Raw genomic sequence first — 12,917 nt, forward strand, 5'->3', positions numbered from 1 at the left:
CTATGTCGAGACCTAAACTTGGTTTAATCGGAATTGTTCACGAAGAAGCGAAGCAGGACTTCTGGGGTACCATGCAGCGCGTAGCTGAGATCGGTTATGAGGGAATCGAAGGTGGAGCTGAGCTGCTCGCAGGAGATGTAAAGGCTAATGTAGCGCGGTTCCACGGATTGGGACTCCAAGTTGCGACGCACAGCGTCAACAAGGAACAGCTGCGCGACGAGAAGGAACTAGATAAAGTGATTAGAGAGGCCCATGCGTTACAAACGAGGGATGTCACCTTCTGGTGGGATGTTGTAGATACACGGGAGCAGCTGCTTCGCGATGCTGAATTGTACAATGCAGCAGGCGCTCGTTTTACAGCTGAGGGGCTAAGATTTTGCTACCACAACCATGCTCATGAGTTCCAAACAACTTTCAACGGCGTTTATTCATTGGATATTTTAGCAGAGCACACGGATCCCCAAAATCTCTATTTCCGTCTGGATGTCGCCTGGATTACGATTGGCGGCGCCGATCCGGCACACATCCTTCACAAGATGGCGGGCCGTGTACCGGCCATCCATTTGAAAGACATATACGGCACTGACGAGATCGGAAAATGGACTGCGGTCGGTACGGGTGAAGTGAAAATTAAGGAATCCATTCATGCGGCAAAGGAAATCGGAGTTGAATGGATGACTGTCGAGCAGGATCAGCTCCGCAATCTTACAGGTTTCGAGACTGCGACTGTCAGCTATCTGAACTTAAAAGAAAAGGGATTGCTTTAATTTGTCGCTGCACGATCATAATATCTAGAACATAAAAGGAGTCGATCAAAATGATCGGCTCCTTTTTGTTAAAAATATACCGTAACTACTGAGGCAATAGAATACAGTATTAATCCGATTTTACAGTCGCTTGAATAGCGATGCCGGAAGCGTCGTGAACAACGAACGCGTTTCCTTGCGCCGCAACTTCAACACCTTCGCTGCGCAGATGCTCCAGCCAAGTTTCACGAGAGGCCGAAGTTGGGAAAACAATCGTATAGTAGGATAAGCCAACTGTGTTAGCTGGCGGTAAAGTGGCACCTGCACCTGCCCAAATGTTCATGCCGATATGGTGATGGTACCCGCCAGCAGAGACGAATACAGCTGCCATTTGAGCATAGTCACCAACGACATCGAAGCCTAGCTTACCTTCATAGAAAGCGCGCGAATTCCGCAGGTCGCCAACGTGAAGATGGATATGTCCAATAACAGTGCCTTGTGGGAGACCGCTCCATTCTAGACCGTCACTCTCGGCAAGCAGGTTTTCCCAATCAAGCGGGTCAGTCGCCATCACATAATTGCCGCCAGCATCTTGCTTCCACTCTTCACGCGGACGATCCGCGTAAATTTCGATGCCGTTATGATCCGGATCAGAAATATAGAGCGCCTCGCTAACCAAGTGGTCGGCCTGCCCGATAGGTATGCCGCTTTTGATCAAGTTGCGGAGCGCAAGCGATAACGAACGACGATCAGGCAGCAATATTGCAAAATGGTACAAACCGGCATGCGAACGTTTTTGCGGAACCACGGCATTCGGCACTTCCTCCAGAACTAGCAGCGTGTGCTTCCCATCAGCAGTGAAAGATGCAACTCGATTTACTTCATCGTGCTGCAAAACCTTTAACCCAACGACTTCCTCATAAAAAAGTATGGAACGACTGAGCTGACTAACCTTAAGCTTCACTTCGCCCAGTGAAATATGCTGATCCAAAAATGTCGACATGGCAATTCCTCCTTGAAATATATGGTGTGAGACATCGTTGCTTTGAATACACTGCACCTAAAGCATAGTCCTTTACGTCTATATCATGTACAATATTGGAAAAAGTAACAATCATTGCTCATTATGCAGTTAGGCTTCGATATGCTTATTTCTTATAAGTAGGTTTAGGATAACATATGCATAGTAAAAGTTAAAGTAACTTATTAAAAGTAATCAACTTTTCGAATTTTTGTCAACAGGAGGGTGATATGAGAAAAACATTACGCAGGGTGGAATGGGTGCTGCTCGTTGTCATTGGAGGAATGGCACTGCTTCTGGGGCTTCCTTCTATTGACTTATTTGGTCATCATGCTGAGCTGAGCGAGGCTAAGAAGAAGGGCATTTATTATAAGGTGGAAGCTGACAAGCAAACCTATTTTAACAAAGAGGTAAACATTGACGGCATTGTTTACGGTGAAGGGAAGCTAGTCGTTTATTTGTCCTCACGGGAATTATTATCGGTGCCGCTATTGCCTAATTCCATTCAATTAAAAACAGATACCAATGAGGTTTTTGAGAATAACAGCTCAGCTAAACACATGCGTCTATATCGATCATACGGTGAATTTTCATTTAGTAACGTGCCGCCTGATATGAAAAGTGTTACCGTATTCAATGAAGCTTACGGCGAGTCCTTTTCCTTTTCTATTCCACTTGAAGAGGGGAAGGTAGACTGATGCAGGCATCTACAAAAACAATTCTCGGTCACTTCATCCGTTGGTTTTTTATCCTTCTGGCTTGCTTAATTGTTTATGCATCGCTTTTCTCACAAAGCTCTGTTCGATTGGAAAAGGTCGTACAGTATGCTCTGAATATGATGGAGCTGCCTTATGCTCCTATTTCCATAAAATCTAAGACTGGCCAGGGCTACGAGCTGCTTCAAATTGTTGATCGCAAAAATGGGATCCATCATCAATTGTTCGTAAAACGCACGCTTGGACTTTTTTGGAGTTACCGTGGCGGGGGGGCTGGGATGAAGCTGGACCCGCAAATCATACTCAGCTTTCAATGGGGTTATTCGACTTTTGGAAAGTATGTCCATTATTATGCGGTTGGTCAACTGAATGATCCTAATGTTAGTAGAGTGCATATCGAGTGGTGGGATGGTTATGAGCAAGATGCGCTTATTAAAGACGGTGTATATCTAGCGACGCGTTCCATTCGTAACTCTAATCATGAGCAGTCAAATTCCAAGATGAATAAGCTGATTGCTTATGATGAAAAAAGTCAAATATTATATGAGCTAAATGATGAGCAACGAGAAATTAGAGCAGATGCGAAAACAGAGAGTTAATAGTGAAGCAACGTAATAGAAGAGCCGTCCGCGCTTTTTTTTGAAGCGATCGGACGGCTCTTTGTATTATCCTTGAATACTTGGCTGTATTGGTGAAGCAGGTTGTTTCTTCTTAGTTGGAAGCGGACCGAACAGCAGCCAATGCCATTTGAACGGTGCACTGAGTGCCATGATGGCCCAAGGAATAATCAGTGCGAGCAAGAAGCCGCCGGCCACCCATACATGGAACAGAATAGGAGAGCCACTGGCGTTTGTCTGGCGGTATAAATAGAGGATTATAGGGTGAACCAAATAAATGCCAAATGATGTGGCACCGATATGTATGAGCGCTTTAACGACCATTTTGTTCCAAGCTGTATAAATCCAGAAGGAAACTTGAAGCAACACAATAGCAGCCGTTACGCACCGTACCTCGTCCACCAGCTCCAGCAGACTTGTGTTAATAATGGATAATCCAGTTAACCGTTTCTCGTAATAAAAGTAGACCATGATCATACTTGATGATAAGAAAAGCACCCATAGGGCAACCGTTGCTACTATTTTTTGTACCGTTGCGTTATTTCTCGTTAAATTGATCCAATCAGCAAGCTTTACATAATAGATTCCAATAAAGGCTCCTGCCGTAAAATAAAACATATACGTAAAGGCATAGCTGCCGGGGCTGATAAGATGATATTCCCGACTGATCTTATAAATAAATAACCATTGTATCAACAATCCGATCCAAACGATATGCTTGCTAAGCTTTGGAAAGCGATTGACAGCGTAAAGCATAAGCGGAGCAAGCGCATAAAATTGAATAATAATAACGACAAAATAAAGATGGGTATAGGTTTTGCCAAAGATAAGCATCTTGAGAAATTTAGTCGTCGTAAAGTAACCGATAAACGTCTGAATATCGCTAAATCCGAATTGAGCCAGCCTCGTAAAAGCAAAATACAAGAACGAGAATAATATAAAAGGAATCAAAACTTTGGACATTCTTTTTTTGTAAAATTGTCCGATTGCTCTTGTTGTGAAGGGTTTGTCGTAATAGTTGTAAAAAAGGACGAAGCCGCTTAGAAAGATAAAGACAGGTACTGCGAATTTGGTAAATGTGTTTAGAAAGACGTAGAGAGGATATAGCGTAGCGCTGTGGTCGTAGTTAGCTACGATCGCTGATGTTGCGTGAATCATGATGACCGCTAAAATACCGAATGCTCTAAAAACGTCCAGCGCAGGTAAATATGGTCTTTTTGCAGATTGTGCCATTAAAATCCCCTTATTTTTATATGATATTAGCTTGTGTTGAGCGGCTATGAGGAAGCCTCTATTCGTTATTATAAGGTTAGTCCCAGTTTCAGCCAATACTTTTATTTTTATAAATGAATATAGCAGAGAGAGCCTCCTTTTTACGATAAAGAGGCTCTTTCTGATTTCGTTGGAAACGATATTTTGTCGTTAGATTTCTCGTTTGACATTCATGCCCGTTCTATACATTTTTTCTGCTTCAAGCGGACTTTCTTTTGCCGTCAAGTGGTGTGGAATCACCCGGCAAACTTGAACCGGCCCGCCGAATACAGCCGATCTATACTTTTCCACATGCTGCTTGGGCAAAGGCCGGTTATAGTAGCCAGGTACATATTTATTGATCATTCCCTGAAGTACATGGGTAGCTTCATCCAAATCTGTGATCGGCTCTGCTTGTCCAAATATCATTACGCTCATATAAGCCGTATCCGTTTTGGCAGGTACCGGATCCGTAATGGTTCCGTATTCCTCACATACCGTAAAACAAACTTCTGGATTTTCACTCATGACCAGATTACGTCTTCCATCTCCAGCCCCGTGAAAATAGAGCTTCCCGTCCGTCCATACATAATTAAGCGGTACAACATAGGGCAGGTTCCCATCAACCAACCCAAGATAACCAATTCTCGCTTGGTGAAGGAAACTTTCGATTTTCTCCTGATCCTTGCATTCCCTGATCTTGTAACGAACCGTATCCATTTCAAAATCTCTCCTTTTCACTCCTAAGATATAGGCAACGACTTTGTTGAACATACCAGCATTATTGAGGTAGTATATCAGTGAATGGAGTGTGTTTACACATCCAAACATCAAGGTTATGAACAATCCATAATCAATTTTATAGGGTTGGAGCATCTATTTGGAGGTGTGCACAATGATGAAAGTAAGTCGTAATGATAAAAGACCGATCTGGATGCAATTGCTTGATCAAGCGATTCATAATATTAAAAGCGGAATTTGGCCCCCGGGAGAATTGCTGATTCCTTCCCGTGAACTCGCTCATCTGCTAGGTGTCTCTCGCTCAACGATACAGATTGTCTATGAGGAATTGTTAAGTCGAGGTTATACGGTTACATCTCGACGAGGAGGAACGCGAGTTAGTAAATGGAATCAAGTCACGGGTTCGACGAAGGAAATAATAACATATGGCCCTATTCCCCCCGCGCTTCCTTTATTGAACTCAGCGGTCGATCAATTACATGATTGGTTCAGAGGCAAAGAACAACGGGAAGTGGAAATAGATTTTAGTCCCCATGAACCCTATTTGGATGACCATTTTCAAAAAAACTGGCGACAATCGTTTCTCCAAGCGTCCACTGCTATGGATTTATCAAGCTGGGCTTACGGTAATCCCTATGGTTTTACACCATTACGTGAGGAAATTCAGCGTTATTTATCACTTGAACGAGGTATCCATGTCCAAACAAATCAGATTCTGTTGACCTCAGGAGCTCAGCACAGCATTGATTTAATCGCACAATCGCTTTTATCAGATGGGGACACTGTCTCTGTAGAAGATCCTGGTTTTCCAGCTGCATGGATGGCGATGAAATATCGACGTATGAATGTGGTGCCAGTTCCCGTTGACGAATATGGTCTTGCAGTTGAGCGAATTCATCCACAATCCAAACTGATCTTTGTCACCCCTTCGCACCAATGCGCGACAGGGATCGTTATGTCGGAGCCGCGAAGGCAACAATTGCTGCATAAGGCCGTTCAAGAACAATCTTGGATTATTGAGGACGATTATGATAGTGAGTTTCGATATCGTGGGGAGCCGCTTCCAACACTGATTAGTCAGGAACCTAATAATACCTTGTACCTCATGAGTTTTTCTAAAATGATTGCTCCAGGCATTCGTATTTCAGCAATCGTTGGCTCTGTCGAAGCCATTGCTCAACTAGCCAGGGTGCAGGAGCTGACTTACCGTCATCTTCCGATTATGGACCAGCTAACACTAACCCACTTCATCAAGAATGGGCATTTTATGCGCCATATGAGAAGAGTCAGAAATGTGTACCGACGAAGACACGAAGCCATGACAAAGGCTATTATGGCTAGTGGTTTAGGGAAACGTTTCACATTAAGTGGAGTAGAAACAGGATTGCATATGTTACTTGAAGCTGAAGAGTCATACGATGAAGAAGCCGTGACGAAGTTAGCCCTTCAAAAGGGAATACGTGTGTACCCTCTTGGGCCCTATTGTTTGGAAAGCAAACGAAAGGGTTGGGTGTTGGGGTTTGCGAAAGTAGATGAAGCAGCGATAGAGCAGGGGATTCATCGTCTAGCGGAGTTAATCTTGTAGGTTAATATCTACATAGACTCCAATAAAACAGTAACTAAAACCACTTTCGCAAGTGGTTTTTTTTATTGTTTTGGTATAGTCCTACTATTGTAAGGATTGGGAAAAATCAAATTCTGAAATGTCTCTCTTTACAGGAAAATTTTTGTCTGATAGAATTGCAACATTCTATTGTTAACCAAAATAAATTAAATTAGGTTAACAATTAAATGAATCAAGTTAAAGGTGGTTATATCTTTTGACAATACATTATGAACGACTTTCTGCTACGAATAAGGACTATTTATGGCATCCATTTACTCAAATGAAAGACTACAATAACTCCGATCCTCTAATTATCGAACGCGGCGAAGGCATCAAATTATATGACGTCAATGGGCGTGCTTACTATGACGGGTTTTCCTCGGTATGGCTTAATGTCCATGGACATAATGTACCTGAGCTAAATCAAGCGATCACGGATCAGTTAGGACGTATTGCGCATTCTACCCTTCTCGGTATGGCTAATGTGCCTGCCATTGAGCTTGCAGAGAAATTGGTAGGGATCTCCCCCAAAGGATTAAAAAAAGTGTTTTACTCAGATTCCGGTGCAACGGGTGTTGAAATTGCGGTCAAAATGGCGTTTCAATATTGGAAAAACCAAGGACAGGAAGGTAAAACGAAGTTTATTACGATGAATCAAGCGTATCACGGAGATACAATTGGAGCGGTTAGCGTAGGTGCGATTCCACTGTATCATGACGTATTTCGCCCCATGCTGTTTCCTTCATACGTGATTCCATATCCATATGCTTACCGTCATGATGGCGGTGAACAGGAAGCAAAAGAAGCTACACTTATTGCGTTGCGTCATTTACTCGAGACTAGCGCAAATGAAATCGCAGCTCTCATTGTGGAGCCGATTGTACAAGGGGCCAGCGGCATCATTATTATGCCAAAAGGCTGTTTACAAGAGATGGCAGCACTTTGCCGTAAGTATGGTGTACTGTTCATTGCGGATGAGGTGGCGACAGGTTTTGGGCGAACAGGTGAAATGTTTGCTTGTGATCTTGAAGATGTATCACCTGATTTGATGGTAATCGGAAAGGGCCTTACAGGCGGTTATTTGCCTGTGGCAGCGACACTTACGACAGATGAGGTGTACAACGCATTTTATGGGGATTACGAAGAGCAGAAAACATTCTTCCACGGTCATTCCTTCACAGGTAACCCGCTCGGTTGTGCCGTTGCTTTGGCCAGCTTAAAGCTGTTTGAAGAGCGCAACATAATCGAAGGAGTACGATCAAAAGCATCATTCGTGGAGCGTAAGCTCTCCATACTAAACGATTCACAGCATGTCGGTGATATTAGGCAGATGGGGTTGATGATTGGAATTGAGCTCGTACGCAATAAGGTTACACGTGAACCGTATGCTTGGTCCGAAAAAATCGGAGTTCGTGTAACTCAAAAGGCCAGAGAGCTTGGAATGCTTACGAGACCGCTTGGCAATGTTATCGTATTCATCCCCCCACTTGTTAGTACAGAGGCCGAGCTTGAGGTTATGACAGATATTTTGGTGGAGGCCATTCTCAGCGTCACGGAAGAAGAAAACATCCTATGAAGTTGATGCGTGGATTATTTGTGGTCGGTACGGACACTGGCGTCGGCAAAACCATTGTAACAGCGGCGCTTACCGCAGCACTTCGCTCTGTAAATATGAATGTAGGAATTTGGAAGCCTGTTCAGTCAGGTGAGTTACTTGGTAGCGGAGCTACCGATGCTGAGCGTCTACTACAATACACCGGACTAAATGAGCAGCCGGATAAGGTAGCGACATTCACATTCGAAGCCCCGCTTACACCGCTGCTCGCAGCCAAAGAAGCTGGAGTGACCTTAACATTACAGGAGCTAACAGCCGCTGGTGAAGATCTATTACACCGTTACGAAATGTTGCTCATCGAAGGAGCCGGTGGTGTAGCTGTTCCACTGACCGATAATTCTCTCATGGTGGATTTGATTTCGGAACTTCGAATTCCGGCTCTGATCGTCGCTCGTTCGGGTCTCGGAACGATTAATCACACGCTCCTGACGATTTCCTATCTACGGCAAAATGGGGTTCCGATTATAGGTTTCATTTGCAATGACGGAGAATCATTGGACAGGTATGACGACCCAAGTGCGACAACCAATGCAGCATTAATTGAACGTTATAGCGGTATCAAGTTTCTCGGACATTTCCCCTATTTGAAGGACGAGATAAATACAATATCGCTGATCCAGGCGGTTCGAGAACAGATTCAATTGGAATCGATCGTACAGGCACTAACAAATCAAATGAATGGAGAGTGAAGTTGGAGATGACAACAATTAAATCGAAAATAGAGTGGTCGTTACTTGCCGAGAAAGCACTAATGGGTGAATGTTTAACGGTTGAAGAAGGGCTTGCTGTACTTGAATCAGATAACGATGACATACTGTCCTTGATGCAAGCTGCTTTTCAGGTCAGACAACACTTTTTTGGAAAAAAAGTGAAACTGAACATGATCATTAACGCTAAAAGTGGACATTGTCCCGAAGATTGTGGTTACTGTTCACAGTCCATCGTATCGACGGCACCCGTTCAAAAATACACCCTGCTCGATAAAGATACACTTCTTGCAGGAGCACGTGAGGCTATGGTGCGCAAAGCAGGTACCTATTGCATAGTGGCTTCGGGGAAAGGCCCGACGGAAAAGGAACTGGACCAAGTTGTAAATGCGGTTAAAGAAATACGTTCAACGATGCCGCTCAAAATTTGTGCATGTCTGGGGATATTGAAGGACGGCCAAGCTGAACGGTTAGTAGAAGCAGGCGTACATCGTTACAACCACAACTTGAACACAAGCAAAGATAATTACTCGTCTATTACGACTACGCATACCTATGAACAGCGTGTTGAAACTGTGGAGAAGGTAAAAGCTCATGGCATGTCCCCTTGTTCCGGTGTAATTATTGGTATGGGTGAAAGTAATCAGGAAATTGTTGAGATGGCTTATGCGCTCCGTGAGCTCGATGCGGACTCAATTCCGATTAATTTCTTAAATGCCATTCCTGGAACCCCTTTGGAAGATGCTGGGCGCACCTCCGCTATGAAAGGGCTTAAGGTACTGGCATTGTTTCGGTTTATCTGTCCTTCTAAAGAGATTCGTGTTGCGGGCGGTCGCGAAGTCAGCCTCCGTACGTTGCAACCATTGTCGCTATACGCTGCCAACTCACTCTTTGTAGGTGATTATTTAACGACTGCAGGTCAAGATATATCGGCTGATCATCAAATGATTGAAGATTTGGATTTTGAGATTGAGTTAAATGCTCTTTAATATTCAAATGAATGCCTTTTAAGGTGGTACGGATCATGAATTGGATGGAAAAAGAACTTGAGGTATTACATGATGCTTCACTAGAGCGCTTCTTACGTAACAGTGCCCCAGCACCGCAATATCCTGGTTATACGGTGAGAGAAGAACGCTTGCTGCTCAATCTGGCCTCTAATGACTACCTTGGACTAGCACAACATCCTGCTATTATTGAAAAAATGCGCGAAACGCTGCTTATCGAAGGAAGCGGCTCAGGAGCGTCACGTCTTGTGACAGGCAATCGATTGCCTTATGGAGATCTTGAAGAAGAGTTGTCTGATTGGCAGAAGAGTGAAGCGGCACTTGTTTTTGCAAATGGGTATATGGCTAATTCCGGTGTTATTAGTGCACTTGTGGGTCGTAACGATGTGGTTTTCAGCGACCAATTAAACCATGCGAGTATAGTGGACGGTATCGTATTGAGCCGCGCGGAGCATGCTCGGTACCGACATAACGATATGGAACATTTAGAGGTTTTGCTGAGCAAGCATCGTGATAAAAGACGCAAGCTGATCGTTACGGATGCTGTCTTTTCAATGGACGGCGATGCAGCTCCCTTAGGTAAGCTGGCTGCGCTCAAACGCGAGTACGGAACAATGCTGATGGTAGACGAAGCGCACAGCGGGGGGATTTATGGGGAACGCGGTCAGGGACTATGCTATGAGCTCGGTCTGCAGCATGAAGTGGATATACATATGGGAACATTCAGTAAATCATTTGGTGTATATGGTGCATATGTCTGCGGCAGCCGGACGTTAATTCGCTGGCTAATTAACAAGTCAAGACCGCTCATGTATTCGACGGCATTACCGCCTTCTTTGGTAACAGGTATTTCAACGTCGCTCGCCTTAGTCCAATCTGATCATTGGCGCCGCGAACGACTCTTCTCGTTAAGCGCGATGTTTCGATCCTCGCTCCTTCACGCTGGTTTTAATGTCGGTAAGGGAAATTCTCCTATTGTACCGGTGATTATTGGTGATAATGAAGTAGCCCTTCGTTTCAGTAAAGCTCTTGAATGTAAAGGGATTGAAGCGGTGGCTATTCGTCCGCCCACAGTTCCTGATGGCACAGCGCGGATTCGCTTTTCTTTATCTGCTGCTCATACAGAAAAGGAATTGATAGATGCGGTCGCGATAATCTGCACAATCGGACAAGAGTTAGAGGTGATACGTCATTGAATGCGGAGTCGAGCGGTGTAATCTTGTGGCTAACGGGATGGAGCCTGCCGGATACTGTTTTTGATCGACTTCGTGAGTTGCTGCCGGAATATACTCATGTTTCTGTTGATTACTATGGAACGGATTCTCCAGAGAACATGATAGATATCACGGAAACAGCAGCGAGGAAGATTCTGTTTGAGGATGGGACTGATTGCAGCACTAGGCGTGTTCACGGTCCGATACTGATCGCAGGTTGGTCGCTAGGGAGCTTATTAGCACTGAGATTAGCAGCTAATGGTTACGCTGATGGGCTTGTACTGTTTGGAGCAACGGCTCGTTTCACTCGTTCCAAGGAAGGAAGTGTCCTCGGCTGGGCAGATGCCTACGTTCGGCACATGATCAGAGGAATCTCAAAGGATCGGACAGTTGTTGAGACGAATTTCAGAAAGTCCATGTTTACGGATGCAGAATGGGAGGGAGGTCTTGCTGCAAGCCTTCCTCCAACTGGCAGCTGGACAGCCGAAGCGCTAATTTCAGGCCTGCAGATTTTACGAACCGAGGATTGTTTGTCTCGATTGCCCGATATTGCTTGTCCGGTTCTTATTATCCATGGGACTGAGGATCAAATTTGTTCTTACAATGGTGTTTTAGAGCTAAAGAGTCAGTTGCCTCAAGCAAAGTTAGTTCCATTACCCGCCTGCGGGCATGTGCCTTTTTTGGGAAGGGAAGTACACATAGCTGGAGAATTGAGGAGATGGTGGGATGACCAGCAGCAGAAAGATTGCTATTCAACGTCAATTTAATCGGAATTCCATTTCATATGATACTCATGCCCATGTTCAGCGTACAATGGCTGATCAGCTTACAGAATCGATAATAGAATGGAAAAACAAAGAGTTTATAGATGAACCTAAGATTCTTGAGATCGGTTGTGGCACCGGGACTCTAACCCAAATGGTAGCAAACGAATGGCCTAGTGCGAGCATTACTGCACTTGATATTGCACCTGAGATGATTAAAGCAGCTGTGAAACGTGTGCAATCAGAAGATGATCATCTGGGCACCCGAAATCGTATTTCGGATCGTATACGTTTTATTCTTGCGGATATCGAAAAGTGGGCGGCTGATGCTCCAGCTTCCTCGTTCGATATCATCGTCTCCAATGCTTGTTTCCAATGGTTAAGCTATCCCAAAGAAACGTTAGGACACCTTCAGCGAATGCTCCGTTCCGGAGGCGTGCTGATATTTACCACATTCGGGCCGGATACATTTTGCGAGATGCATAGGTCATTTAATGAAGTATATCTAGCGCTTGGAATAGAGCCACAACGTCACGGACTGTCGTTTCATTCGCCTCTCGAATGGAAATACATGCTTGAGGAATCAGGATATTCAAGTTTCAATTATAAACGTTCTATTCATATTGAAAAGTATGCTAGTGTAAGTGATTTTCTTCATTCGGTTAAAGCAATGGGAGCTAGCACTTCAGAAGCAGTTACTGTATCTGGGCACAGTTTGCGACGTTTGTTCACCAACATGTACAAAGAATACGAGGCGAAATTCAGAATACAGGGTGGGATTGCTGCCACTTATGATTTTCTAATCATTCAATCAGTGTGTGACTCAAAAGTGAAAGTTTTCCCGTAATACTTGCCATTCTAAGTCATTAAAACCATAGCTTAACGTATAACGTTCGTATAGATTAAGGGAGC

13 protein-coding genes are annotated in these 12,917 nt (G+C 44.3%); 10 read left to right on the plus strand and 3 right to left on the minus strand.

What is annotated here, in order from left to right; all coding sequences use genetic code 11:
• Nucleotides 1-2: 2 nt before the first annotated feature.
• Nucleotides 3-767 (plus strand): sugar phosphate isomerase/epimerase family protein, encoded by a 765-nt coding sequence (locus tag AC787_RS00680; RefSeq protein ID WP_054023027.1) that lies wholly within the window; start codon nucleotides 3-5, stop codon nucleotides 765-767.
• 109 nt (nucleotides 768-876) lie between these two features.
• Here AC787_RS00680 and AC787_RS00685 read toward each other — a convergent pair whose 3' ends face one another.
• Entirely contained in the window at nucleotides 877-1,749 is an 873-nt protein-coding gene (locus AC787_RS00685) for a VOC family protein (protein WP_054023028.1), read from the minus strand.
• Between the two features lie 248 nt (nucleotides 1,750-1,997).
• Here AC787_RS00685 and AC787_RS00690 point away from each other — a divergent pair, with 248 nt between their 5' ends.
• Together AC787_RS00690 and AC787_RS00695 are read left to right on the plus strand one after the other, a co-directional pair.
• Nucleotides 1,998-2,465, plus strand: coding sequence for a hypothetical protein (locus AC787_RS00690; RefSeq protein WP_054023029.1), 468 nt, complete (start codon nucleotides 1,998-2,000; stop codon nucleotides 2,463-2,465).
• A complete protein-coding gene (locus AC787_RS00695) occupies nucleotides 2,465-3,082 on the plus strand; it encodes a hypothetical protein (protein ID WP_054023030.1) in 618 nt (205 codons plus the stop codon). Before AC787_RS00690 ends, AC787_RS00695 begins: the two co-directional genes overlap by 1 nt.
• Before the next feature lie 66 nt (nucleotides 3,083-3,148).
• Here AC787_RS00695 and AC787_RS00700 read toward each other — a convergent pair whose 3' ends face one another.
• Nucleotides 3,149-4,333 (minus strand): acyltransferase, encoded by a 1,185-nt coding sequence (locus AC787_RS00700; protein ID WP_054023031.1) that lies wholly within the window; start codon nucleotides 4,331-4,333, stop codon nucleotides 3,149-3,151.
• A gap of 189 nt (nucleotides 4,334-4,522) precedes the next feature.
• Nucleotides 4,523-5,071: a pyridoxamine 5'-phosphate oxidase family protein gene (locus tag AC787_RS00705; RefSeq protein WP_054023032.1), complete on the minus strand. Its 549-nt coding sequence runs from the start codon at nucleotides 5,069-5,071 to the stop codon at nucleotides 4,523-4,525.
• 175 nt (nucleotides 5,072-5,246) lie between these two features.
• Between AC787_RS00705 and AC787_RS00710 the strand changes: the two genes are divergently transcribed.
• The 7 genes from AC787_RS00710 (at nucleotide 5,247) to bioC (ending at nucleotide 12,852) form a co-directional block, all read left to right on the plus strand.
• Nucleotides 5,247-6,677, plus strand: a complete 1,431-nt coding sequence (locus AC787_RS00710) for a PLP-dependent aminotransferase family protein (RefSeq protein ID WP_054023033.1) — start codon at nucleotides 5,247-5,249, stop codon at nucleotides 6,675-6,677.
• A gap of 301 nt (nucleotides 6,678-6,978) precedes the next feature.
• Nucleotides 6,979-8,274 carry an adenosylmethionine--8-amino-7-oxononanoate transaminase gene (gene bioA / locus AC787_RS00715; protein WP_414730960.1) on the plus strand — a complete coding sequence of 432 codons (1,296 nt, stop codon included), beginning with the start codon at nucleotides 6,979-6,981 and terminating at the stop codon, nucleotides 8,272-8,274.
• On the plus strand, nucleotides 8,271-9,002 hold the full coding sequence (bioD, locus tag AC787_RS00720; RefSeq protein WP_063847468.1) for a dethiobiotin synthase: 732 nt from the start codon (nucleotides 8,271-8,273) through the stop codon (nucleotides 9,000-9,002). The genes bioA and bioD overlap by 4 nt, the downstream gene beginning before the upstream one ends.
• Before the next feature lie 8 nt (nucleotides 9,003-9,010).
• A complete protein-coding gene (gene bioB, locus AC787_RS00725) occupies nucleotides 9,011-10,009 on the plus strand; it encodes a biotin synthase BioB (protein WP_054026822.1) in 999 nt (332 codons plus the stop codon).
• 35 nt (nucleotides 10,010-10,044) lie between these two features.
• The gene (gene bioF / locus AC787_RS00730) at nucleotides 10,045-11,223 is read left to right on the plus strand and encodes an 8-amino-7-oxononanoate synthase (protein WP_054023035.1); all 1,179 of its coding nucleotides are present in this window, start codon (nucleotides 10,045-10,047) and stop codon (nucleotides 11,221-11,223) included.
• A complete protein-coding gene (locus AC787_RS00735; protein ID WP_054023036.1) occupies nucleotides 11,220-12,008 on the plus strand; it encodes an alpha/beta fold hydrolase in 789 nt (262 codons plus the stop codon). Before bioF ends, AC787_RS00735 begins: the two co-directional genes overlap by 4 nt.
• On the plus strand, nucleotides 11,968-12,852 hold the full coding sequence (bioC, locus tag AC787_RS00740; RefSeq protein WP_054023037.1) for a malonyl-ACP O-methyltransferase BioC: 885 nt from the start codon (nucleotides 11,968-11,970) through the stop codon (nucleotides 12,850-12,852). The genes AC787_RS00735 and bioC overlap by 41 nt, the downstream gene beginning before the upstream one ends.
• Nucleotides 12,853-12,917 lie beyond the last annotated feature (65 nt).

The sequence above is a fragment of the Bacillus sp. FJAT-28004 genome (assembly GCF_001280845.1).
GTDB lineage: Bacteria > Bacillota > Bacilli > Paenibacillales > Paenibacillaceae > Pristimantibacillus.